Source organism: Enterobacter sp. T2 (assembly GCF_010692925.1).
GTDB classification, from domain to species: Bacteria; Pseudomonadota; Gammaproteobacteria; order Enterobacterales; family Enterobacteriaceae; genus Enterobacter; species Enterobacter kobei.
Window position 1 is genome coordinate 1,872,109 of record NZ_CP048736.1, and the last position, 23,744, is coordinate 1,895,852.

Here is a 23,744-nt window from a genome sequence, read left to right on the forward strand (position 1 = left end):
AGATATTATGCAAAAGAAATTAAAAGTCGTAACCATTGGTGGCGGCAGCAGCTATACCCCGGAATTACTTGAAGGTTTTCTGAAACGTTATCATGAATTACCGGTCAGCGAATTATGGCTGGTGGACGTGGAGGAAGGTCAGGAGAAGCTGAATATTATTTTCGACCTGTGCCAGCGCATGGTTGAGAAAGCGGGCGTACCTCTGACCGTGCATAAAACGCTGGATCGTCGACTGGCGCTGGAAGATGCAGATTTCGTAACCACCCAGCTGCGCGTTGGCCAGTTGAAAGCGCGTGAACTGGACGAGCGTATTCCGTTGAGCCACGGTTATCTCGGTCAGGAAACTAACGGTGCCGGTGGCCTGTTCAAAGGCCTGCGTACCATTCCGGTTATTTTCGACATCGTTAAAGACGTGGAGGAAATCTGTCCAGACGCGTGGGTGATTAACTTCACTAACCCGGCAGGGATGGTGACCGAAGCAGTTTATCGTCATACCGGTTTCAAGCGCTTTATTGGCGTCTGTAATATTCCAGTCGGCATGAAAATGTTTATCCGTGACGTGCTGGAACTGAACGATAATGACGATCTCTCTATCGATCTGATCGGTTTGAACCATATGGTGTTCATTAAAGATGTCATCGTGAACGGAACATCGCGTTTTGCTGAACTGCTGGACGGGGTCGCCTCGGGTCGTCTGACCGCTGCGTCTGTGAAAAACATCTTTGACCTGCCGTTCAGCGAAGGGCTGATCCGCTCGTTGAATCTGCTGCCGTGCTCCTACCTGCTTTATTACTTCAAGCAGAAAGAGATGCTGGCCATCGAAATGGGCGAGTATTACAAGGGGGGCGCGCGGGCGCAAATCGTTCAGAAAGTTGAGAAGCAGCTGTTCGACTTGTATAAAGATCCGAACCTGAACGTCAAGCCGAAAGAGCTTGAGCAGCGCGGCGGGGCCTATTATTCCGATGCGGCGTGTGAAGTGATCAACGCCATCTACAACGACAAGCAAGCGGAGCACTATGTTAACGTGCCGCACCACGGCCACATCGACAATATCCCGGCTGACTGGGCCGTTGAGATGACCTGCATTCTGGGACGCGATGGCGCTAAACCGCATCCGCGCATTACTCATTTTGATGACAAAGTTATGGGTCTGATCCACACCATTAAAGGCTTTGAAGTGGCGGCAAGTCAGGCGGCGCTGAGCGGCGAGCTGAATGACGTGCTTCTGGCACTGAACCTCAGCCCGCTGGTGCATTCCGACCGCGATGCGGAGCAGCTTGCAGCAGAGATGATCCTGGCGCATGAAAAATGGTTGCCGAACTTCGCCGCCACGATCGAGAAGCTGAAGTTCAAACACCACTGAGAGGACGCACAATGGAAAACCTGCTGATCGTTAATGCTGATGATTTTGGCCTCTCGAAAGGTCAGAACTACGGCATTATTGAAGCCTGTCGCCGGGGGGTTGTGACATCCACTACGGCACTGGTTAATGGTGAAGCGGTTGAACATGCGGCGCAGCTAAGCCGCGACGTGCCTGAGCTGGGCGTCGGGATGCATTTTGTGCTGACGCTCGGTATGCCGCTTACGCCAATGCCGGGCCTGACCCGTGACGGACAGTTAGGTAAATGGATTTGGGAACAGGCGGAGCAGGACGCTCTGCCGCTGGAAGAGATTGCCCGCGAGCTGGACTGTCAGTTCAACCGCTTTGCTGATCTGTTTGGTGATCTGCCAACACACATCGACAGCCATCACCACGTGCATATGATCCCGGCAATTTTCCCGATCGTTGCGGCGTTTGCTCAACGCAAAGGCGTAGCGATGCGCGTGGATCGTGAGGTGCAAGGGTTGCCGGACAGTGCGGTGACAACCACCGCAGGGTTCAGCAGCGCGTTTTACGGCGAGGCGATCGACGAAGCGCTGTTCCTGAAGGTGCTGGATGATTCTGCAGCCCGGGGAGAAAAGTCACTGGAGGTCATGGCGCACCCCGCATTTGTCGATAATATCGTGCGCAAGAGCGCGTACTGCTGGCCGCGCCTGGCGGAGCTGGATGTGCTGACGTCGCCGTCGCTGAAATACGCGATTGCCGAACGTGGGTATCGGTTGGGGACATTCCGGGATCTGTGAGAAGTGCCGGGGGGCGGCTTCGCCTTACCCGGCCTACGAACGACCTGCAAACTGTTGTAGGCCGGGTAAGCGCAAGCGCCACCCGGCTTTTTTTACGCCGGGATCTGGTCAATCTTGCTGCTGCGTGACCAGACGCGGTGCGCGGCGAGCAGGTCAAACAGCTTCGTCATAAAGGCGTCGTCCACGTTATCGCCCTCGACAATGCCGTCCTCACCTTGCTCGGCAACCTTCAGTTGCGCTTTAAACTGACGCGCATCGCCGGACAACGCGATCGGTTTCAGGTGCTTATAAGCTTCCAGCAGGTAATAGACGGCGTCACCGTTGTTCAACAGGCTGGCAATATCCCCGCACGGCACAATCACCGCATCGACGGTCAGCGAGGGTGCCCCGGCAAAGGTCGCAGCCACCGGCAGCACGGAACCGTCATCAGCCGTCACTTCACCCATTCGGGAATAAAGCAGTTTGGCGTGTACGCCCTGGGTTTTCAGCGCCTGCATAATGCCCAGTACGTCACTGGCCCGGGTTTTATCGTTCAGCAGGATGGCGACCACGCGGCCTTTAATTGAGCCACCTGGCACCGCATACAGACTCAGCGACGGATCTTTCTTCACGCCGTTGACCTCTTTTGGCGGAGCAAGGTTGCGCTGCTCGTCGGTGAGGGTAATACCCAGGTTATCCGCCACGCTCTGGGCGAGCTGAATATCAATGTGCGCAAGCTGATCGACCACGCGCTCGCGGATGTAGGTGCGCACCACCTTACTTAACTCGAAGCTAAAGCCGCCGATGATGTGCTGCTGCTCAATCGGCGTCTGGCTGTTCCAGAACAGGCGAGGATGGGCGTAATACTCGCCGAAGGAAGGGCTGCGCTCGCGAATTTTGTTGCCATCGATACGCTCCTGGTACGACTCAAAACCTCCGCGTTTCGGGCCTGGCGGTGTTTCGCGCGGCCAGTTATCGTTGATCGAGTTAGGCTCGTAGTTAGCCGGATTGGTATCAATATCCTGACGATGCATCCCGTCGCGCTGGAAATTGTGGTACGGGCAGGTCGGACGGTTAATTGGAATTTCGTGGAAGTTCGGCCCGCCAAGGCGGCTGATCTGCGTATCGGTGTACGAGAACAAACGTCCCTGTAAGAGCGGATCGTTGGTGAAATCCAGTCCCGGCACGATATGCCCCGGGTGGAACGCGGCCTGCTCGTTCTCGGCAAAGAAATTATCCGGGTTACGGTTGAGCACCATTTTCCCCACCAGTTGAACCGGCACCAGCTCCTCGGGGATCAGTTTGGTCGGGTCAAGAAGGTCGAAATCAAACTTAAATTCGTCCTCTTCCGGAATGAGCTGCAGGCCCAGTTCATATTCAGGGAAATCGCCGGCTTCAATGGACTCCCACAGCTCACGACGATGGAAGTCTGGATCGCGCCCGGTCAGCTTCTGCGCCTCATCCCACACCAGCGAGGCTTTGCCCGCCACCGGCTTCCAGTGGAACCGGACGAACGTGGCTTTTCCTTCCGCGTTAATCATACGGAAGGTGTGAATACCAAACCCCTCCATCGTGCGATAGCTGCGCGGAATACCCCGGTCAGACATCGCCCACATCACGTTGTGTAACGTTTCAGGTTGCAGAGAGATATAGTCCCAGAAGGTGTCGTGCGCACTTTGTCCCTGCGGTATGGCCCAGTGGGGCTCCGGTTTTACCGCATGGACAAAGTCAGGAAATTTATGCGCATCCTGAATGAAAAACACCGGGGTGTTATTGCCCACCAGATCAAAAATACCCTCTTCGGTATAAAACTTGGTGGCGAAACCGCGAATATCACGCACCGTGTCTGCCGAACCCGCGCCCCCCTGGACGGTGGAGAATCGGACAAACACCGGGGTAATTTTATCCGGGTCGGAGAGGAAATCTGCTTTGGTGATCGCTTTCAGGCTCTTGTACGGCTGGAAGTAGCCATGCGCAGCCGAGCCGCGCGCGTGAACGATACGTTCCGGAATTCGCTCGTGGTCGAAATGGGTAATTTTTTCCCGCAGGATAAAGTCCTCCAGCAGGGTGGGGCCGCGCGAGCCGGCGCGAAGAGAGTTTTGATCGTCAGCAATGCGCACGCCCTGATTGGTCGTGAGTGCAAAACCTTCACCACCTTTACGGTGTGGCTCAAGCGATTTCAGCTTCTCGTTCCCGGTGTCCGGCGATTTCATGCTTCCCGGTGCGGTAGGCTGTTCGCCAGGGGCGGAAGGGCCTGGCGAGGGGCGGTGAGAGCCGTCAGCAGGGGCGAGAGAGTCCATACCCGGTTGAGATTCTTCAGTGCCATGAATCGGTGATTGATGTGTATTATCTTTGTTCGACATTGCACGCTTCTCCTTTATCCATTGCTAAAAACCCTATTAAGGATAGAACAATGTCGTGAGATAGCTCGCGAACTAAGAGTTTTCACATGCCGCCATTAACGAAAGGAGCCCTCTCAGCCATTCGGAGCGCGACGGAAGGGAGCAGAATCGGCTATCATAGAATTTTCCTGCTTCAAGAATTTGCTTTAGTGAACCCGTCGCTTATGAAACCTCTTCGTCAACAAAACCGCCAGGTTATTAGCTATGTGCCCCGCGTGGAACCCGCGCCGCCTGACCATGCCCTGAAAGTGGAGGGTTTTCGTGATGTCTGGCAGCTTCGTGGTAAATATGTGGCGTTTGTCCTGATGGGGGAGCATTTCCGTCGATCGCCGACGTTTTCCGTGCCGGAGTCTGCCCAGCGATGGGCGGTGCAAATCCGCCAGGATGAAGAGGTTGAAGAATAACAGCCATAAAAAAACCGCCATCAGGCGGTTTTTTTATTTCCCGGCAATTACCGGTGCGCCAGTTCGGCGTCGTCTTCACTTTCCAGAATGGCTCTGTCGGTCTGCTTCAGCCACTGGCTGGTCAGCGTACCGGCGGTCATGGAGCCGCTCACGTTCAGCGCGGTACGACCCATGTCGATCAGCGGTTCAACGGAGATCAGCAGCGCGACCAGCGTTACTGGCAGACCCAGTGCAGGCAGCACAATCAGCGCAGCGAAGGTCGCGCCGCCACCAACACCGGCAACACCGGCGGAACTGATGGTCACAATGCCGACCAGCGTGGCGATCCAGACCGGATCCAGCGGGTTGATACCCACGGTCGGGGCAACCATCACCGCCAGCATCGCCGGGTAGAGACCCGCACAGCCGTTCTGACCGATGGTGGCACCAAAGGACGCAGAGAAGCTGGCGATAGATTCTGGCACGCCCAGGCGACGGGTCTGCGCTTCAACGTTCAGAGGAATAGACGCGGCGCTGGAGCGGCTGGTGAAGGCAAAGGTCAGTACCGGCCAGACTTTGCGGAAGTATTTCAGTGGGCTGACGCCGTTCACGCCCAGCAGGATACCGTGCACCACGAACATGATGCCCAGGCCCAGATAAGAGGCGACGACAAAACTGCCCAGCTTAATGATGTCCTGCAGGTTAGAGCCCGCTACCACTTTAGTCATCAGCGCCAGCACGCCGTATGGCGTCAGCTGCATGACCAGACGCACCAGCTTCATCACCCAGCTTTGCAGGGTATCAATCGCCGTCAGCACACGCTCGCCTTTCGGCGCATCGTCTTTCAGCAGCTTCAGTGCGGCCACACCGAGGAATGCCGCGAAGATCACCACGCTGATGATGGACGTTGGGCTGGCGCCGGTCAGGTCAGCAAACGGGTTCTTCGGAATGAAGGAGAGCACCATCTGCGGAACCGTCAGATCGGCCACTTTACCCACGTAGTTGGTTTGAATCGCGGTCAGGCGTGCCGTTTCAGCCGTGCCCTGCACCAGACCTTCGGCCGTCAGGCCAAACAGGTTGGTTACCAGCACACCCACCAGCGCGGCAATCAGCGTGGTAAACAGCAGGGTACCAATGGTCAGAAAACTGATTTTACCCAGTTGAGTGGCGTTATGCAGGCGGGCAACGGCACTCAGAATAGAGGCGAACACCAGCGGCATCACGATCATCTGCAGCAGCTGGACATAGCCGTTGCCGACAATGTTGAACCACTGAATAGAGTCTTTCAGAACTGGATTATCGGAGCCATAAATCGCCTGCAACGCCAGACCAAATACGACACCCATGGCCAGACCAACCAGCACTTTTTTCGCCAGGCTCCACTGTTTGTGGCGCGTCTGCGCGAGAAGCAATAGCAATACAACGAACACAACAACGTTCGCGATGAGTGGAAAATTCATCCCCGTTCTCCTGATTTATTATGGGATCGGTTTTTCCCGATCCTGTTGGCGGAAGGTTAGCAGAAGTGTGATGTCGCGCTTATATCCAAATGGAATGGTTTATGACAAACGGAATGATTTTGTTGGTTTACTGTTCAATCTGGTGATGAATAAAGCGATTGAACTGAAATTGCAGCGAATTGATCATCTGCGAAGACCAGCGCACTGCACTGTTTTCGGGCAATGTCTGTGGCATCCAGACGGCGTAAGCGAAGAGCGCCATGCACAATACGCGCTCAAGCTGGTTCCCTTTCTGTGGCGCAAGGATGGGAAAACGAAAGCGCCAGCGACACGGCCAGAGAAGTGGAACGCCAGCGGGCGTCAGCATATCGGCAAGAATATGGCTTAAGTAGCCGAGCACCATCCCCTGAATGGCATCAGCAGGGACGATCCAGCTTTCGGGCACTTTTAAATAAAAAAGGGTAAGCAGACCAAAAACGGCCAGCAGGCTGTGCGTAAACCCCCGGTGGCCGAACGCGCGAGCGATGGGTTTCGAGACCCACTTCAGGCGTTGCCCAAGAAATGATTTGGGATGATCAATATCGGGCAGCAGACAGGTCAATACGGCGGAAGGGACAATATGCCACCAGTCCCCCTGTGCGAGCACGGGAGTGAGTTCAGCGTTTTTGGCAAATACTGCGCACGCTATGGAAAAAAGGAGGTGGCCTTCCGCCGTCATGATAAAACCCACGAAACTGTCAATTCATACAGTATAGGGTTTTTATACAGTAGGCGGAAGAGGTGACGGTGTAACTGTTTGTCACAAATGGAGCATGTTGTTAGCCGCCCTTAAGGTGATGCGCCGTGAGTTCTGTCAGCGAATTAAGCTTCACATCGGCAAGGGCAAAACGGGGATCGTGGCGGCCTTCCTCTGCCGGAACCACAATGGAGCGCATACGTGCGGCTTTGGACGCGATCATGCCGTTAACGGAATCTTCCAGCGCGACACAGGTAAGCGGATCAAGACCCAGCTTAGCGGCACAGTCCATATAGACCTGCGGGTGCGGTTTGCTGTAGGGCAATTTTTCAGCTGACGCCAGGGCGTCAAAACTGTCGCGCAGCTCAAACATAATGAGCACTTTTTCCAGCATATGCATCGGTGAAGCGGAGGCCAGGCCCACCTTCAGCCCCTGAGCCTTACACAACGCGACCGCTTCACGCACGCCAGGCAATAGCGGCTTGTTCTCCTCCACCAGCGCGATGGCGCGGCTGATAATGCGCGCGGTGACTTCGTCGCGATCTGGGCCACTCCACGGCTGGTGGGCGTACCAGAGGTCTACGACCATATCAATGCGCAGGCCCAGCGTGTCGGGAAGTTCATTACGGCGGCTGATATCAACGCCCAGGCTGGCCATCACGTCCAGCTCGGCGCGATCCCACAACGGCTCGGAATCAATCAGTAATCCATCCATGTCAAAAATAGCGGCAAGTATCTGGCGCGGTGTCGACATCACAACGTCTCCTTATCCAGGGTGTTCGACAGACGATAAGTGCTAAGCACACTTAGCAATTTAGCATATTGCTTTCAAAGATCGGGCGAAAATGCTGTCCAGCAGGTAGACTTAGCCACAAATAACGCGTCTTTATGAAGAGGAACTGATGACGTATCAACAAGCTGGACGCATTGCTGTCTTAAAACGTATTGCTGGCTGGGTGATTTTTATTCCCGCCGTCATCTCTACGCTGATTTCTGTGCTCAAATTTATGTACGATCACAGCGAAAAACAGCCAGGCATTAATGCCGTCATGCTTGATTTTGCGCATGTCATGATTGAGATGATGCGGTTCAACACCCCGTTCCTGAATGTTTTCTGGTTCAACTCGCCAACGCCGGATTTTCACCAGCAGCTTAATATTGGGTTCTGGGTCATCTATGCGTTGATTTTTATTGCCATGGCGTTACAGGCATCCGGCGCGCGAATGAGTCGCCAGACCCGTTTTCTGCGCGAAGGCGTTGAGGATCAGTTAATTCTGGAACAGGCGAAAGGCCCCGAAGGAATGAGCCGGGAGCAGATTGAATCCCGCATTGTGGTACCGCGTCACACCATTTTCCTGCAAATTTTCCCGCTCTATATTCTCCCCATTATCATCATTGTGGCGGGATACTTCTTCTTCTCACTGCTGGGTTTTCTCTGACAGATGAGGGTGGCGGCACGGCCACCCGATTTGTCCCTATGCCGCAAGTACGCGTTCAAGCGCACGCTGGGCGTTGACCAGATGCTGCCCGCCAAAAAGGATAGCGCGGTTCATCAGCGTATAAAGCTGATACACCGGTTGGCGCTCGAGAAAATCGGACGGCAGAGGGGAGACTGACTGATAGCCATCATATATTTGCGGGGGCTGCTCTGGATGCAGGGGCAGCATGGCCAGATCGCACTCTCTGTCACCCCAGTAGCAGGCCGGGTCGAAGATATAGGGGCCGTTGGGACCCAGCGCGCAGTTGTCGGACCATAAATCGCCGTGCAGCAGAGATGCCTGCGGCTGATGGGAGGCCAGGCGCTGTTGTACATGCTCAACGATGGCATCAATATTGCCAAATTCCAGCCCTTTTTCGGCGGCCAGTTCAAGCTGCCATCCGATGCGCTGTTCGGCAAAAAACGTCGACCACCGACGCTGCCAGGCGTTGGGCTGTGGGGTAGTGGAAAGGTCGTTGTCAAAATCGAGCCCAAACTGGGGCTGGTCGCTCCACTGGTGCAGGCGCGCGAGCTGTTGCCCGAGAATGAAGGCGTTATGGGCATCCAGCGGGCGGGGAGGGAGATAGTCCATGACCAGGAAACTGTAGTCCCGGTCGCTGCCCAGAGCCAGCACCTGCGGTACTGTCACCGTTTTACTGCGAGACAACAGTTCCAGCTGGTCGGCTTCAGCGGTGAATATCGGGAGCAGTTCTCGCTCATCACACTTCACGAAAAGATCGCGTCCTGCGTAGCGTAAATGCCACGCGGCGTGGATCTCTCCGCCTGGCAGTTCGTTACGCAGTTCAATTTCACCTTCACCCAGTTGCTCACTTAAAAGATGACTGATAGCCTGCCACATGTTGACTCTCCCATGTTGTCTGCCAGATCATAAAGTTAGCGCATAATTGCGGTAAAAAAATACGAACTAACGCACACCTGAGCGGTTTAAATTCATGCAGCGCACTTATTGTTCTTTTTTATGCCAGCTTTCCCACGTTTCCACGGTGATGTCGGCGGGCTTGTCGGTCACACTTTCCACCAGGCTGGCGGCCAGGGCGTGAACGTCTTCTTCACTCAGGGCCGCGATCAAACCAAATGTCAGCGTGCCTAAATCATGAATATGGCCGTCATCGTCCGTCAGCGTGAGCAGAAAATTCGCGCGAGTAAAGGCGTTATTGAGCTCGTTCAGCTCGGTCAGCGACGCTTCACGAAGATTGATGGTTGCGACATAGCGGGTGATCTCACCACTGCTCATAATTCACCTCGTTGTTATTCTGAAAGTTTTTTTAGCATAGTCGATATGCCATATTTGGCGACTTTAAGGTAAATTCCCCTTCGATTGGGAAGGGGAATAGAGGTCAGTCTTTTGAAAGGTAATCGACGATTTTCTGCGTATCGGCAAGCGAACACAGCCGCGTCCCCTGATTAATGGTGGCGGCACTCCCCGCCGCGACGCCATAACGCGTCATTTCCAGAAGAGAAGCACCCTGCGCCAGTTTTAGCGCCATCGCGCCGACCATGCTGTCACCCGCACCCACGGTACTCTGGCTTTTCATGGGCGGCGGCACAACCTGCACAAAGCCCGTCTTGTCGACAGCCAGCGCCCCCTGAGGACCGAGAGAGACGACCACGCGGTGCGCTTTGCCGCTGCGAACCAGTTCTTCTGCGGCGGTGCGCACGTCATCAGGCTGGTTAAGTTCGCGATTCACAAGCGCGCTAAGCTCTTTCTGGTTAGGTTTAACGAGTTCAAGCTGCCCGGGGACTAACGCCGCCTGCAGGGCTTCACCTGAGCTGTCGACGATGCAGCGGATACCACGCTGAAGCACTGCCTTAACCAGCGCCGTCAGCTTTTCCGTTTTGACGCCTGGCGGCAGACTACCGCTGATAACCAGCAGTGAGCCGCTTTCAATGGTCAGTACCTTCTCTTCCAGTTGACGAAACTCATCATCGCTCAGTCTGGCGCCCGGCATCACGAAACGATACTGTTCCCCGCTGGATTCGACGTGGACATGCAGATTCTGCCGGGTCCAGTCCTGGGCCGCTACGGTGTCTACGGCAACCTGTTCATCCGCCAGCAAAGAGACAAGATGTTCCCCCGTGGCACCCCCGGCAGGGAATATGGCGGTGGCTTTACCGCCAAGATGGGTAATGGCGCGCGCCACGTTAATGCCGCCGCCGCCCGGCTCAAACACAGGGGCGCTACAGCGTAGTTTACCTTCAGGGTAAATGTGCGGGGTGATAGTCGCGGAGTCGAGGGAAGGGGAGAGTGTCAGCGTATAAATAGAAGCCATCATAACCTCCTTTTAGTATGGGTTCTTTTAAGCCTGGCACCGATCGACAGGAAGGCAATGTAAATAACAGTATGATTTTAAAAATGAATGCTGAAACAAGCGTGATAAAAGATATATAAAATAAAACGCGCTTTGGGATCGTTCTTATTCAAAAAATGAAATAAGAAAATATTGCTATGTTATTTGCGCCTTTTTATAATTTGTTACCTTTCTCTGGACGCCTTGTCATTGATCCTCAAGAAAGTTTCCGAGACCGTGGTGGTCTCTTTTTTTGTTGTACGGACTCCTTAAATAAAATGAAGCTTTTGAAGACAGTACCCGCAGCACTGATGCTGGCGGGTGGCGTATTTGCATCACTGAATGCAACCGCCGATGACACCGTTTTTACTGTCATGGACGATCCCTCCACTGCCAAAAAACCCTTCGAAGGTAATCTGAATGCCGGGTATCTCGCGCAATCAGGTAACACAAAAAGCTCTTCTCTGACGGCGGACAGCACCCTGACCTGGTACGGTAATACCACAGCATGGTCGCTGTGGGGGAATGCCAGCAACACGTCCGCTAACGATGAACGCTCTTCCGAGAAATATGCGGCAGGTGGACGTAGCCGTTACAACATGACCGACTATGACTACATATTCGGTCAGGCAAGCTGGTTAACCGACCGTTATAATGGCTATCGCCAGCGTGATGTATTCACGACGGGTTATGGTCGTCAGTTCCTGAATGGGCCTGTACACAGCTTCCGTTTTGAATTCGGTCCTGGGGTTCGCTACGACGAGTACACCAACGGCGAAGATGAAACCCAGCCGCTGGGTTATGCGTCAGGTACCTACGCATGGCAGATGACCGATAACACCAAATTCACTCAGGGTGTGTCTGTGTTTGGTGCCGAGGATACAACGCTGAACTCTGAAAGTGCCCTGAACGTGGCTATCAATGAACACTTCGGTTTGAAAGTGGCCTACAACGTGACCTGGAACTCTTCACCACCAGCAAGCGCGCCTGAACATACCGATCGCAGAACCACCGTTTCACTGGGTTATAGAATGTAATCATGGCGGGCCGAAAATATCGGCCCGTTTCTCATCTCTGCCAGACGTCCCTTCTGATTCTCTAACCCCAAATCATTGCCGCCCAACGAAGTAGCAGCATTGCGCCGCAGATGGCAATCAGCACCAGCACCATTTTCCAGTGTTTTACGGCAAATCGTTTTGTTGGCATAACCTAATCCTTGTCCGTTGATACGCATAGTCTATCAAACGGGGCCGAAATATGCCCCTTCCTGGGAGCAATCGTGTTATGCCGGTATGGGGTTCAGCTCAGAACCAGTGGAATCGATCGGCGAGAATCAACAATAAACCGGTTGCTGACAGGATATTTAATATCACTACCGTTCTACTGGATACGTTCATGGTAAGCACCTGTGGATGTTAAAGGCCTGTTCAAAGTTAGCTCAGCATCGGCGAAATGCGAGTGCCAGAGAGACGCAATCTGCAAATATCTGCAACATGCCAGTCCTTCATTGTGGCAGCAGAGGGTGCAATCCCCTTGCTGTTAGTGTTAACATTAAGTCCCTTGCCGTAAACCCGCATTTATCTGAATTCGGCAGGTGCAGGATAACGAACCAATTTGACGATTGTTGGTCAGATGTTTCGTAATCTACTGTTTAATCACGATTATTTTCTTTGTATATGCTCTTATGTGTGGGGCATCACTGCAAATAAGGATATAAAATGCCTGTAATTACTCTTCCTGATGGCAGCCAACGCCATTTCGACCGCGCTGTTAGCCCAATGGATGTTGCCCTGGATATCGGTCCTGGCCTCGCGAAAGCGACCATCGCCGGCCGTGTGAACGGTGAGCTGGTTGATGCGTCCGATCTGATTGAAAACGATGCGACGCTTGCAATCATCACCGCGAAAGACGAAGAAGGTCTGGAGATCATTCGTCACTCCTGTGCGCACCTGTTAGGTCATGCTATTAAGCAGCTGTGGCCAAACACCAAAATGGCGATTGGTCCGGTTATCGACAACGGCTTCTACTATGACGTTGACCTTGACCATACCCTGACCCAGGAAGATATCGACGCGCTCGAAAAACGTATGCACGAGCTCGCCGAAACGAACTATGACGTCATCAAGAAGAAAGTCAGCTGGCACGAAGCGCGTGAAACCTTCGTCAAGCGTGGCGAGAGCTATAAAGTCTCTATTCTTGACGAGAACATCTCTCATGATGACAAGCCAGGCTTGTACCATCACGAAGAATACATCGACATGTGCCGTGGACCGCACGTGCCGAATATGCGTTTCTGTCATCACTTTAAACTGATGAAGATCGCAGGCGCCTACTGGCGTGGCGACAGCAACAACAAAATGTTGCAGCGTATTTATGGTACCGCATGGGCCGATAAAAAAGCCCTGAACGCCTATCTGCAGCGCCTGGAAGAAGCGGCGAAGCGTGACCACCGTAAAATCGGTAAACAGCTTGACCTGTATCACATGCAGGAAGAAGCGCCGGGTATGGTATTCTGGCATAACGACGGCTGGACCATCTTCCGTGAACTGGAAACGTTCGTACGCTCCAAGCTGAAAGAGTACCAGTACCAGGAAGTAAAAGGCCCGTTCATGATGGACCGTGTGCTGTGGGAAAAAACCGGCCACTGGGACAACTACAAAGATGCGATGTTCACCACCTCGTCCGAGAACCGTGAATACTGCATTAAGCCAATGAACTGCCCGGGCCACGTTCAGATCTTCAACCAGGGTCTGAAATCCTACCGTGACCTGCCGCTGCGTATGGCGGAGTTCGGTAGCTGCCACCGTAACGAGCCATCAGGTGCGCTTCACGGTCTGATGCGTGTTCGTGGCTTTACTCAGGATGATGCGCATATCTTCTGTACTGAAGATCAGGTTCGTGATGAAGTTAACGCCTGTATTCGTATGGTCTACGATATGTACAGCACCTTTGGCTTCGAGAAGATCGTGGTCAAACTCTCAACGCGTCCGGAAAAACGTATCGGTAGCGATGAGACATGGGATCGCGCAGAAGCGGATCTCGCCGTGGCGCTGGAAGAGAACGGTATTCCGTTCGAATACCAGCTGGGCGAGGGCGCATTCTACGGTCCGAAAATTGAATTTACCCTGTATGACTGTCTCGACAGAGCTTGGCAGTGCGGTACTGTACAGCTGGACTTCTCCCTGCCGCAGCGTTTAAGCGCCTCTTATGTTGGCGAAGACAACGAACGTCAGGTACCGGTTATGATTCACCGTGCAATCCTCGGTTCACTGGAGCGCTTCATCGGCATCCTGACCGAAGAGTTCGCGGGCTTCTTCCCAACCTGGCTTGCGCCAGTGCAGGTAGTGGTGATGAACATTACCGATTCTCAGGCAGATTACGTTAAAGAATTGACGCAGAAACTACAAAATGCGGGCATTCGCGTAAAAGCAGACTTGAGAAATGAGAAGATTGGCTTTAAAATCCGCGAGCACACTTTACGTCGTGTCCCGTATATGTTGGTCTGTGGTGATAAAGAGGTGGAAGCAGGCAAAGTTGCCGTTCGCACCCGCCGTGGTAAAGACCTGGGCAGCCTGGACGTAAGTGAAGTGATTGAGAAGCTGCAACAAGAGATTCGCAGCCGCAGTCTTCAACAACTGGAGGAATAAGGTATTAAAGGCGGAAAACGAGTTCAAACGGCACGTCCGAATCGTATCAATGGCGAGATTCGCGCCCAGGAAGTTCGCTTAACAGGTCTGGAAGGCGAGCAGCTGGGGATTGTGAGTCTGAGAGAAGCAATCGAAAAGGCTGAAGAAGCTGGAGTAGATTTAGTTGAAATCAGCCCTAACGCCGAACCGCCAGTTTGTCGTATCATGGACTACGGCAAGTTCCTTTATGAAAAGAGTAAGTCTTCTAAGGAACAGAAGAAGAAGCAAAAAGTTATCCAGGTTAAGGAAATCAAATTCCGTCCTGGTACCGACGATGGCGATTATCAGGTAAAACTCCGCAGCCTGATTCGCTTTCTGGAAGATGGCGATAAGGCCAAGATCACACTGCGTTTCCGCGGTCGTGAAATGGCCCACCAACAGATCGGTATGGAAGTGCTTAACCGCGTCCGTGAAGATCTGAGTGAACTGGCAGTAGTCGAATCCTTCCCTACGAAGATCGAAGGCCGCCAGATGATCATGGTGCTCGCTCCTAAGAAGAAACAGTAAGGCCTTCAAGCAGCAAAATCTGTGGAGCCTTCGGGTTTCATAGGTTTTGTTCGCCTATGTTTCGTTTATTTAACAATGCGAAGTGGAAGTTATTAAAATGCCAAAAATTAAGACCGTACGCGGTGCTGCTAAGCGCTTCAAAAAAACCGGTAAAGGTGGTTTTAAGCACAAGCACGCTAACCTGCGTCACATTCTGACTAAGAAAGCTACCAAGCGTAAACGTCACCTGCGTCCAAAAGCCATGGTTTCTAAAGGCGATCTGGGCCTGGTAATCGCGTGCCTGCCGTACGCATAAGTCGTTAACGTTTAACTTTTTTAACTTAGAATAGATACAGGAGAGCACACATGGCTCGCGTAAAACGTGGTGTAATTGCACGTGCACGTCACAAGAAAATTTTGAAACAAGCTAAAGGCTACTACGGTGCGCGTTCACGCGTATACCGCGTTGCCTTCCAGGCTGTTATCAAAGCAGGTCAGTACGCTTACCGTGACCGTCGTCAGCGTAAGCGTCAGTTCCGTCAACTGTGGATTGCGCGTATCAACGCAGCAGCACGTCAGAACGGTATTTCTTACAGCAAATTCATCAACGGCCTGAAAAAAGCCTCTGTTGAAATCGACCGTAAGATCCTGGCTGACATCGCAGTATTCGACAAAGTAGCGTTCACCGCTCTGGTCGAAAAAGCGAAAGCAGCACTGGCATAAGCCAGTTGAGAGAGGGGGCTTTGCCTCCTCTTTTCATTTAACACCATCAGAAGATTGACATTTATCCGTGCAGGCTTTTCAATAAGTTCTCAACGGTTTTTACCCAACAAGGTAACGCAAGCATGAATGCTGCTATTTTCCGCTTCTTCTTTTACTTTAGCACCTGACTCCAGGAGGCTAGCGCGTGAAAGATGAAACGAAAAACAGCGCCAGATAAGCCTCCCGATGGAGGCTTTTTTTGTATCTGAATTTGAGAGAATAACTCCACCAAATCGGTGTCTGCACCGACATAATGAGGAAAATCATGTCACATCTCGCAGAGCTGGTTGCCAGTGCAACAGCCGCCATTAATCAGGCCTCAGATGTTGCCGCGTTAGACAATGTCCGCGTCGAATATCTTGGGAAGAAAGGGCACCTGACCCTTCAAATGACAACCCTGCGTGAACTGCCGCCAGAAGAACGCCCGGCAGCGGGTGCGGTGATTAACGAAGCTAAAGAGCAGGTGCAGCAGGCACTGAACGCGCGTAAAGCCGAACTGGAAAGCGCGGTGCTGAATGCGCGCCTGGCCGCAGAGACGATCGACGTTTCTCTGCCGGGTCGCCGTATCGAAAACGGGGGGCTGCATCCGGTTACCCGTACCATCGATCGCATTGAAAGTTTCTTCGGTGAGCTCGGCTTTACCGTGGCGACTGGCCCGGAAATTGAAGATGATTATCACAACTTCGATGCCCTGAATATTCCTGGCCATCATCCGGCTCGCGCTGACCACGACACTTTCTGGTTTGACGCCACGCGTCTGCTGCGTACCCAGACCTCTGGCGTACAGATCCGTACCATGAAGGATCAGGAACCGCCAATCCGCATCATCGCGCCGGGTCGCGTCTATCGTAACGATTACGATCAGACCCATACCCCAATGTTCCACCAGATGGAAGGTCTGATTGTTGATAAAAACATCAGCTTCACCAACCTGAAGGGCACGCTGCACGATTTCCTGAACAACTTCTTTGAGGAAGACCTGCAGGTTCGTTTCCGTCCATCCTACTTCCCGTTCACTGAACCGTCTGCGGAAGTTGACGTGATGGGCAAAAACGGCAAATGGCTGGAAGTGCTGGGTTGCGGCATGGTGCATCCAAATGTACTGCGCAACGTCGGTATCGATCCGGAAGTGTACTCCGGCTTTGCCTTCGGTATGGGCATGGAGCGTCTGACCATGCTGCGTTACGGTGTGACCGATTTACGTGCATTCTTCGAAAACGATCTGCGTTTCCTCAAACAGTTTAAATAAGGGCAGGACAGAACAATGAAATTCAGTGAACTGTGGTTACGCGAATGGGTCAATACCACGCTGGACAGCGACGCGCTGTCTGACCAGATCACCATGGCGGGCCTGGAAGTTGACGGCGTTGAGCCGGTTTCCGGTGCCTTCACCGGCGTCGTGGTCGGTGAAGTGGTCGAGTGCGGCCAGCATCCGAACGCCGACAAACTGCGCGTGACAAAAGTGAATGTCGGCGGCGACCGCCTGCTGGACATCGTTTGCGGTGCGCCAAACTGCCGTCAGGGCCTGAAAGTCGCCGTGGCAACCGTGGGTGCGGTACTGCCGGGTGATTTCAAAATTAAAGCGGCTAAACTGCGCGGTGAGCCGTCTGAAGGCATGCTGTGCTCCTTTTCCGAGCTGGGTATTTCCGACGATCACAACGGCATCATTGAGCTGCCGCTGGATGCGCCAATTGGCACCGATATCCGCGAATACCTGAAGCTTGATGACAACACCATCGAGATCAGCGTTACGCCAAACCGCGCTGATTGCTTAGGTATCATCGGCGTGGCGCGCGACGTGGCCGTGCTGAACCAGACCGAACTGAACGCGCCGGAGATCGTACCGGTAGAAGCGACCATCAGTGACGTACTGCCTATTCAGGTTGACGCCGCGGATGCTTGCCCACGCTACCTCGGCCGCGTGGTAAAAGGCATCAACGTGAAAGCGCCAACACCACTGTGGATGAAAGAGAAGCTGCGCCGCTGCGGCATTCGCTCTATCGACGCGGTGGTTGACGTCACCAACTACGTTCTGCTGGAACTGGGTCAGCCAATGCATGCGTTCGATAAAGATCGTATCGAAGGCGGTATTGTTGTCCGTATGGCAAAAGAGGGCGAAACCCTGGTTCTGCTTGACGGCACCGAAGCGAAGCTGAACGCGGATACGCTGGTGATTGCTGACCACAGCAAAGCGCTGGCGATGGGCGGTATCTTCGGTGGCGAACACTCTGGGGTAAATGACGAAACGCAAAACGTCCTGCTGGAATGCGCCTTCTTCAGCCCGCTCTCTATCACCGGTCGCGCACGCCGTCATGGCCTGCACACCGATGCGTCTCACCGCTACGAGCGTGGCGTTGACCCTGCGCTGCAGTACAAAGCGATGGAGCGAGCGACTCGCCTGCTGATCGACATCTGCGGCGGTGAAGCCGGTCCGGTTATCGATGTCACTCACGAAGCGACGCTGCCGAAACGCGCAACCATTACCCTGCGCCGTAGCAAGCTCGATCGCCTGATTGGTCATCATGTTGCCGATGCCCAGGTGACCGACATTCTGACGCGTCTGGGCTGTGAAGTGACCGAAGGTCAGGACGAGTGGAAAGCCGTTGCGCCATCCTGGCGTTTTGACATGGACATCGAAGAAGATCTGGTGGAAGAAGTGGCCCGTGTATACGGCTACAACAACATCCCGGACGAGCCCGTTCAGGCCGGTCTGGTGATGGGTACCCATCGTGAAGCCGACCTGTCCCTGAAGCGTGTGAAAACCATGCTTAACGACAAAGGCTACCAGGAAGTGATCACCTACAGCTTTGTTGATCCTAAGCTGCAGCAACTGATCCACCCTGGCGAGGAGGCGTTGATCCTGCCAAGCCCAATCTCCAGCGAAATGTCCGCAATGCGTCTGTCCCTGTGGACCGGGCTGCTGGGCACTATCGTTTACAACCAGAATCGCCAGCAAAACCGCGTGCGAATTTTCGAAAGCGGTTTGCGCTTTGTACCGGATAATCAGGCAAATTTAGGCATCCGTCAGGATCTCATGCTGGCTGGTGCTATCAGTGGCAACCGTTATGAAGAGCACTGGGACCTGGCAAAAGGCACGGTTGATTTCTACGATATGAAAGGCGATCTGGAAGCCATTCTGGATCTGACCGGTAAATTATCTGAAATTGAATTCCGTGCAGAAGCGATTCCAGCCCTGCATCCGGGCCAGAGTGCGGCGATCTATTTAGACGGCAAACGCATTGGTTTCATTGGTGTTGTTCATCCTGAGCTGGAGCGTAAGCTGGACCTGAACGGCCGTACCATCGTGTTTGAGCTGGAGTGGAGCCCGGTTGCAGACCGCGTCATTCCTCAGGCGCAGGACGTCTCCCGCTTCCCGGCGAACCGCCGTGATATCGCGGTTGTGGTCGCGGAAAACGTTCCCGCAGCAGATATTTTGGCCGAATGTAAGAAAGTTGGCGTAAATCAGGTAGTTGGCGTAAACTTATTTGACGTGTACCGCGGCAAGGGCGTAGCAGAAGGTTTCAAGAGCCTCGCTATCAGCCTTATCCTTCAGGATACCAGCCGTACACTCGAAGAAGAGGAGATTGCCGCTACCGTCGCCAAATGTGTAGAGGCATTAAAAGAGCGATTCCAGGCATCATTGAGGGATTGAACCTATGGCGCTTACAAAAGCTGAAATGTCAGAATATCTGTTTGATAAGCTTGGGCTTAGCAAACGGGATGCCAAAGAGCTGGTAGAGCTGTTTTTCGAAGAGATCCGTCGTGCTCTGGAAAATGGTGAGCAGGTAAAACTCTCCGGTTTTGGCAATTTTGATTTGCGAGACAAAAACCAACGTCCGGGCCGTAACCCGAAGACGGGGGAAGATATTCCCATTACAGCCCGCCGCGTGGTGACCTTCAGACCCGGCCAGAAGTTAAAAAGCCGTGTCGAAAACGCAACGCCCAAAGCAGAGTAATATGAACTAACCAAAAAGGCCGCCTACGCGGCCTTTTTTCTTTGCGCTCTCTGGCAAACCGACCGTAAAATCAAAGACATCACACGCTAATAAAACCACGCTCATGCTTGATTATGCTCATCGCCAACACCGTTCCGACCGACGTCGCCTGCTATTGCTGGCGCTGTTGCTGATTGTCGCCGCGGGTATCAGCCTCTGCGCGGGCGACAGCTGGATTGGGCCCGAACGCTGGCTGGGGCCTGACGGGCAACTCTTCGTCTGGCAAATTCGTCTGCCTCGCACCGTGGCGGTGATGCTGGTCGGTGCTGCACTGGCGCTGTCAGGTACCGTTATGCAGGCGCTGTTTGAAAACCCGCTGGCGGAACCCGGGCTGCTCGGGGTGTCGAACGGTGCAGGCGTCGGGCTGATTGCGGCGGTAATGCTGGGCGGAGGAGAACTCTCCGGATGGAGTATTAGCCTCAGCGCCATTTTCGGCGCATTACTGATCACCATCATCCTGCTTCGCTTTGCCAGACGGCACTTGTCGACCAGCCGTCTGCTGCTTGCCGGGGTTGCGCTGGGGATCATCTGCAGCGCGCTAATGACCTGGGCGGTTTACTTCTCGACCTCCTTTGACTTGCGTCAGCTGATGTACTGGATGATGGGCGGCTTTGGTGGCGTTGACTGGCATCAGGGCTGGCTGATGGCGCTTATGGTGCCTGGGATTGTATGGGCAGCCCTGCAGGCGCAGCCGCTGAATATGCTCGCGCTGGGGGAGATCTCAGCCCGTCAGCTCGGCATGCCGATGGCGTTCTGGCGTAACGTGCTGGTCATTGCCATCGGTTGGCTGGTGGGCGTGAGCGTGGCGCTGGCGGGAGCGATTGGTTTTATCGGGCTGGTTATCCCGCATATGCTGCGTCTGTGTGGCTTCACGGACCATCGAACCTTGCTTCCGGCTTCGGCCGTGGCCGGAGCCGTCACGCTGCTGGTGGCTGATATCATCGCTCGTCTTGCCCTGACAGCCGCGGAGTTACCGATTGGTGTGGTAACCGCCACGCTGGGCGCGCCAGTCTTTATCTGGCTACTATTAAAATCCGGACGTTAAAAAACGACCCGTAAGACAACCTGAGGGAATGCTATGCAGACTGATATCCTGAATACCGAAGTGACGACCATTGATGGCGAGAAAACCACGCTGGAAAGCTACAAAGGCAACGTGTTGCTTATCGTCAACGTGGCGTCCAAATGCGGCCTGACGCCACAGTACGAACAGCTGGAGAACATTCAGAAAGCCTGGGAGAAAGACGGTTTCACCGTGCTGGGCTTCCCGTGCAACCAGTTCCTGGGCCAGGAGCCGGGCAGCGAAGAAGAGATCAAAACCTTCTGCAGCACCACCTATGGCGTAACGTTCCCGATGTTCAGCAAAATTGATGTTAACGGCGAAGATCGCCATCCGCTGTACGCGAAGCTGATTGCTGCCGCGCCGAAGGCCGTTGCGCCTGAGGGCAGTGGTTTTTACGAGCGTATGGCCAGCAAAGGCCGCGCGCCGCTCTATCCGGACGATATTCTGTGGAACTTCGAAAAATTCCTGATCGGTCGCGACGGCCAGGTCGTTCAGCGCTTCTCGCCGGATATGACGCCTGAGGATCCGATTGTCATGGAATCGATCAAGCTGGCGCTGGCAAAATAATGTCACTGCTGATGCAGCTCACGGACGTCGCCGAGAAGGGGCGTCTGGAGCCGATGACCGGCGCTATCAATGCGGGGGAAATCCTGCATCTGGTTGGGCCAAACGGCGCGGGAAAAAGCACGCTGCTGGCGCGGATGGCAGGGCTGACCACCGGGCCCGGGCAGATCACACTGCTGGAACATCCTCTTGCTGACTGGTCTCCCGGCTCGCTGGCCCACCGGCGCAGCTATCTGGTGCAGCAGCAGGTGCCGCCGTTTGCGATGCCGGTCTGGCATTATCTGATGCTGCATTTGCACGACAAACAGAATACGGCACTGCTTACGGAGGTGGCGGCGGCGTTAGGACTGGAAGATAAACTGCCCCGCCATGCCAGCCAGCTTTCCGGCGGTGAATGGCAGCGAGTGCGTCTGGCGGCGGTCATTCTGCAGATCCACCCCGCAGGCAACCCTCACGGGCGGATGTTGCTCCTGGACGAACCCATGAGTGGTCTGGATGTCGCCCAGCAGGCGGCGCTGGATTCGCTGTTAAGCGCGTTGAGCCGGAAAGGTATTGCCGTGGTGATGAGCAGCCACGACCTTAACCATACGTTGCGCCATGCCCATCGGGTGTGGCTACTGTCGCGCGGCAGGATGATTGCCAGCGGCGCGCGGGACCAGGTTCTTACGCCGCCACATCTGGCACGTGCCTATAACATGTCGTTCCGCAGGCTGGATATCGAGGGACATAAGATGCTGATTTCTACGGGGCAGGAGTAACCGTTTCTTGCCTGTTAACACACTTGCGCGCTAAATTACCGAAAGAACAATAAAAGCAGAGGATTCGTCTGAAAATGCGATTCTGGTTTATCCTGGTGGCGGCACTCTTTCTTGCGGGATGCAGCAGCCATCGTGCACCGCCGCCTAATCCGCGGCTTTCAGATTCTATCACCGTCATTGCCAGTCTGAACGACCAGCTGAGCAACTGGCGCGGGACGCCTTATCGCTACGGCGGTATGAGTCGCGGCGGAGTGGACTGCTCTGGTTTTGTGCTGATGACGTTTCGTGACAAGTTTGATTTACAGCTTCCGCGCGAAACGCGTAAGCAGGCTGAAATTGGGACTGAAATTGATAAAGACGATCTGCTGCCGGGAGACCTGGTCTTTTTCAAAACCGGTTCGGGAGAAAGTGGCCTGCATGTCGGCATTTATGACACGGACAACCAGTTTATTCATGCCTCAACAAGCCGGGGTGTGATGCGCTCTTCTCTGGATAATGTTTACTGGCGTAAAAATTTCTGGCAGGCACGACGTATTTAATCTGCCCGAACACGTCTCACTGCCGGCAGGGTAACTATTAAATCATGCCGGTTTTTCTTGAATAAGCTGATTAAAGTTAAATTTACCTAAAATTAGCGTCATCCTTATGTGTCTGTTTTATCTAAAACTGGCTATTACTCTGTAACCAGGATAAGATTATTTTAGATTCAGGGATAAATCTGAAAATTAATACGGAACTAATGAAATTAAACTTATTAAAATCAAGACAGTGGAATTGTGTCGGCAATTGCTCCAGGATGTCCTCTCTCATCTTTAATGCGGGGCGAGTGCAATGATGATTACGCTAGATAATGCATACCAGTCTGAACTGATGCTTTTGCCTGCACGTAATAGTGCTGGCGAGCTTAAAGGTTTAGAAGTTCTGGTTAACTTTACTGGCGTCGGCACCGATGTGAGGATCCCCACTGAGCTCGTTATCCCCCGGCTTTCAGCGGCAGAAGAGTTAGCGCTGTTTAACGAAAAACTGCAATTGCTTGATACCTGTAAACTGTTTTTTATTCAGCATCAGTTAATTGCATGGATAAATATTACCCCGGCTATTGTTGAATTTTTATTAAGTAATGGGAATGCTGTTTCAATTCTTGAGCGGTATCCTTTTCTTGAGTTTACTGTTAATGAGAATTATCCAGGTTTAAATAACGGAAAGGATGATCTGCAACTGGCGAGAATGGCGATCCATTTCCCCCTGGTCCTCGCAAACTTTGGTGCAGGCGCGGCATCGCTCAAAGCTGTCTATGATGGATTATTTAAACGGGTCATTCTCGATAAAGGTTTCATCCAGCAGCGGGCTTCAGAGCTCTCTTTCGAACCTTTTATGCGCGCTATCCTCTGGCAAATAACGCCGCACTGCCAGTCGGTGATCGTCTCAGGTATTGACGACCACGGTCTGCTGCAACGCGTCTTGTCCTTCAATTTTGGCGCCATGCAGGGCACGCTGTGGCCCGCTGTCCCGGCGGAGCACGTCACGACGCTGGTTCAGTAGCGATAACCCTGTCTTTCG

At 53.6% G+C, this 23,744-nt stretch carries 27 protein-coding genes and 1 other annotated feature; of the genes, 18 read left to right on the forward strand and 9 right to left on the reverse strand.

Annotation, left to right across the window (positions count from 1 at the left end; all coding sequences use genetic code 11):
- Window positions 1-7 precede the first annotated feature (7 nt).
- Both G0034_RS08895 and chbG read left to right on the forward strand, forming a co-directional pair.
- Window positions 8-1,363, forward strand: a complete 1,356-nt coding sequence (locus G0034_RS08895; protein ID WP_179120731.1) for a 6-phospho-beta-glucosidase — start codon at window positions 8-10, stop codon at window positions 1,361-1,363.
- Window positions 1,364-1,374: 11 nt separating this feature from the next.
- Complete coding sequence (chbG, locus tag G0034_RS08900; RefSeq protein WP_023332766.1) at window positions 1,375-2,124, forward strand: chitin disaccharide deacetylase; 750 nt, start codon at window positions 1,375-1,377, stop codon at window positions 2,122-2,124.
- A gap of 92 nt (window positions 2,125-2,216) precedes the next feature.
- Here the strand turns inward: chbG and katE are convergent, their stop codons facing one another.
- Window positions 2,217-4,466 carry a catalase HPII gene (gene katE / locus G0034_RS08905; RefSeq protein WP_179120732.1) on the reverse strand — a complete coding sequence of 750 codons (2,250 nt, stop codon included), beginning with the start codon at window positions 4,464-4,466 and terminating at the stop codon, window positions 2,217-2,219.
- Between the two features lie 167 nt (window positions 4,467-4,633).
- On the opposite strand from katE, the gene cedA reads away from it, so the two are divergent.
- On the forward strand, window positions 4,634-4,909 hold the full coding sequence (gene cedA, locus G0034_RS08910) for a cell division activator CedA (RefSeq protein WP_226862265.1): 276 nt from the start codon (window positions 4,634-4,636) through the stop codon (window positions 4,907-4,909).
- Between the two features lie 47 nt (window positions 4,910-4,956).
- On the opposite strand, the gene G0034_RS08915 is transcribed toward cedA, so the two are convergent.
- The 3 genes from G0034_RS08915 to hxpB all read right to left on the reverse strand — a co-directional run bounded on the left by G0034_RS08915 (window position 4,957) and on the right by hxpB (window position 7,838).
- Window positions 4,957-6,348, reverse strand: a complete 1,392-nt coding sequence (locus tag G0034_RS08915; protein WP_179120733.1) for an L-cystine transporter — start codon at window positions 6,346-6,348, stop codon at window positions 4,957-4,959.
- Between the two features lie 127 nt (window positions 6,349-6,475).
- Window positions 6,476-7,066 carry a metal-dependent hydrolase gene (locus G0034_RS08920; protein ID WP_014883483.1) on the reverse strand — a complete coding sequence of 197 codons (591 nt, stop codon included), beginning with the start codon at window positions 7,064-7,066 and terminating at the stop codon, window positions 6,476-6,478.
- 100 nt (window positions 7,067-7,166) lie between these two features.
- On the reverse strand, window positions 7,167-7,838 hold the full coding sequence (gene hxpB / locus G0034_RS08925; protein WP_179120734.1) for a hexitol phosphatase HxpB: 672 nt from the start codon (window positions 7,836-7,838) through the stop codon (window positions 7,167-7,169).
- 148 nt (window positions 7,839-7,986) lie between these two features.
- Between hxpB and G0034_RS08930 the strand changes: the two genes are divergently transcribed.
- The gene (locus tag G0034_RS08930) at window positions 7,987-8,523 is read left to right on the forward strand and encodes a YniB family protein (RefSeq protein WP_023332771.1); all 537 of its coding nucleotides are present in this window, start codon (window positions 7,987-7,989) and stop codon (window positions 8,521-8,523) included.
- Window positions 8,524-8,559: 36 nt separating this feature from the next.
- Here G0034_RS08930 and G0034_RS08935 read toward each other — a convergent pair whose 3' ends face one another.
- The 3 genes from G0034_RS08935 to pfkB all read right to left on the reverse strand — a co-directional run bounded on the left by G0034_RS08935 (window position 8,560) and on the right by pfkB (window position 10,852).
- Window positions 8,560-9,420 (reverse strand): fructosamine kinase family protein, encoded by an 861-nt coding sequence (locus G0034_RS08935; protein ID WP_014883486.1) that lies wholly within the window; start codon window positions 9,418-9,420, stop codon window positions 8,560-8,562.
- 105 nt (window positions 9,421-9,525) lie between these two features.
- Window positions 9,526-9,816 (reverse strand): type V toxin-antitoxin system endoribonuclease antitoxin GhoS, encoded by a 291-nt coding sequence (gene ghoS, locus G0034_RS08940; protein ID WP_045135059.1) that lies wholly within the window; start codon window positions 9,814-9,816, stop codon window positions 9,526-9,528.
- 103 nt (window positions 9,817-9,919) lie between these two features.
- On the reverse strand, window positions 9,920-10,852 hold the full coding sequence (gene pfkB, locus G0034_RS08945) for a 6-phosphofructokinase II (protein ID WP_045135060.1): 933 nt from the start codon (window positions 10,850-10,852) through the stop codon (window positions 9,920-9,922).
- Window positions 10,853-11,148: 296 nt separating this feature from the next.
- Here pfkB and G0034_RS08950 point away from each other — a divergent pair, with 296 nt between their 5' ends.
- The gene (locus G0034_RS08950; RefSeq protein WP_014883489.1) at window positions 11,149-11,907 is read left to right on the forward strand and encodes a DUF481 domain-containing protein; all 759 of its coding nucleotides are present in this window, start codon (window positions 11,149-11,151) and stop codon (window positions 11,905-11,907) included.
- A gap of 61 nt (window positions 11,908-11,968) precedes the next feature.
- On the opposite strand, the gene yniD is transcribed toward G0034_RS08950, so the two are convergent.
- Together yniD and yncL are read right to left on the reverse strand one after the other, a co-directional pair.
- A complete protein-coding gene (gene yniD / locus G0034_RS08955; RefSeq protein WP_008500658.1) occupies window positions 11,969-12,076 on the reverse strand; it encodes a small membrane protein YniD in 108 nt (35 codons plus the stop codon).
- Between the two features lie 98 nt (window positions 12,077-12,174).
- Entirely contained in the window at window positions 12,175-12,267 is a 93-nt protein-coding gene (gene yncL / locus G0034_RS08960) for a stress response membrane protein YncL (RefSeq protein ID WP_071819746.1), read from the reverse strand.
- Window positions 12,268-12,588: 321 nt separating this feature from the next.
- On the opposite strand from yncL, the gene thrS reads away from it, so the two are divergent.
- From thrS to G0034_RS09025, 13 genes are all read left to right on the forward strand, one after another.
- Complete coding sequence (gene thrS / locus G0034_RS08965) at window positions 12,589-14,517, forward strand: threonine--tRNA ligase (RefSeq protein ID WP_014883490.1); 1,929 nt, start codon at window positions 12,589-12,591, stop codon at window positions 14,515-14,517.
- Between the two features lie 3 nt (window positions 14,518-14,520).
- Window positions 14,521-15,063 (forward strand): translation initiation factor IF-3, encoded by a 543-nt coding sequence (gene infC, locus G0034_RS08970; RefSeq protein WP_059287945.1) that lies wholly within the window; start codon window positions 14,521-14,523, stop codon window positions 15,061-15,063.
- A 97-nt stretch (window positions 15,064-15,160) separates the two neighbouring features.
- Window positions 15,161-15,358, forward strand: coding sequence for a 50S ribosomal protein L35 (gene rpmI / locus G0034_RS08975; RefSeq protein ID WP_001124225.1), 198 nt, complete (start codon window positions 15,161-15,163; stop codon window positions 15,356-15,358).
- Between the two features lie 50 nt (window positions 15,359-15,408).
- Entirely contained in the window at window positions 15,409-15,765 is a 357-nt protein-coding gene (gene rplT, locus G0034_RS08980) for a 50S ribosomal protein L20 (RefSeq protein ID WP_000124850.1), read from the forward strand.
- 117 nt (window positions 15,766-15,882) lie between these two features.
- Window positions 15,883-16,007 (forward strand) — a sequence feature (Phe leader region).
- The gene (gene pheM, locus G0034_RS08985; RefSeq protein WP_001386830.1) at window positions 15,888-15,932 is read left to right on the forward strand and encodes a pheST operon leader peptide PheM; all 45 of its coding nucleotides are present in this window, start codon (window positions 15,888-15,890) and stop codon (window positions 15,930-15,932) included. Its footprint overlaps the feature before it by 45 nt.
- A 62-nt stretch (window positions 16,008-16,069) precedes the next feature.
- Window positions 16,070-17,053 carry a phenylalanine--tRNA ligase subunit alpha gene (pheS, locus tag G0034_RS08990; protein WP_010426091.1) on the forward strand — a complete coding sequence of 328 codons (984 nt, stop codon included), beginning with the start codon at window positions 16,070-16,072 and terminating at the stop codon, window positions 17,051-17,053.
- A 15-nt stretch (window positions 17,054-17,068) separates the two neighbouring features.
- A complete protein-coding gene (pheT, locus tag G0034_RS08995) occupies window positions 17,069-19,456 on the forward strand; it encodes a phenylalanine--tRNA ligase subunit beta (protein WP_032636888.1) in 2,388 nt (795 codons plus the stop codon).
- 4 nt (window positions 19,457-19,460) lie between these two features.
- Complete coding sequence (ihfA, locus tag G0034_RS09000; protein ID WP_003857805.1) at window positions 19,461-19,760, forward strand: integration host factor subunit alpha; 300 nt, start codon at window positions 19,461-19,463, stop codon at window positions 19,758-19,760.
- 103 nt (window positions 19,761-19,863) lie between these two features.
- The gene (btuC, locus tag G0034_RS09005) at window positions 19,864-20,844 is read left to right on the forward strand and encodes a vitamin B12 ABC transporter permease BtuC (protein WP_179120735.1); all 981 of its coding nucleotides are present in this window, start codon (window positions 19,864-19,866) and stop codon (window positions 20,842-20,844) included.
- A 33-nt stretch (window positions 20,845-20,877) separates the two neighbouring features.
- A complete protein-coding gene (locus G0034_RS09010) occupies window positions 20,878-21,429 on the forward strand; it encodes a glutathione peroxidase (RefSeq protein ID WP_014883493.1) in 552 nt (183 codons plus the stop codon).
- Entirely contained in the window at window positions 21,429-22,184 is a 756-nt protein-coding gene (gene btuD / locus G0034_RS09015) for a vitamin B12 ABC transporter ATP-binding protein BtuD (protein ID WP_023332773.1), read from the forward strand. Before G0034_RS09010 ends, btuD begins: the two co-directional genes overlap by 1 nt.
- A 74-nt stretch (window positions 22,185-22,258) precedes the next feature.
- Window positions 22,259-22,723, forward strand: a complete 465-nt coding sequence (locus tag G0034_RS09020) for a C40 family peptidase (RefSeq protein ID WP_014883495.1) — start codon at window positions 22,259-22,261, stop codon at window positions 22,721-22,723.
- Window positions 22,724-23,015: 292 nt separating this feature from the next.
- Complete coding sequence (locus G0034_RS09025) at window positions 23,016-23,726, forward strand: EAL domain-containing protein (RefSeq protein WP_014883496.1); 711 nt, start codon at window positions 23,016-23,018, stop codon at window positions 23,724-23,726.
- Window positions 23,727-23,744 lie beyond the last annotated feature (18 nt).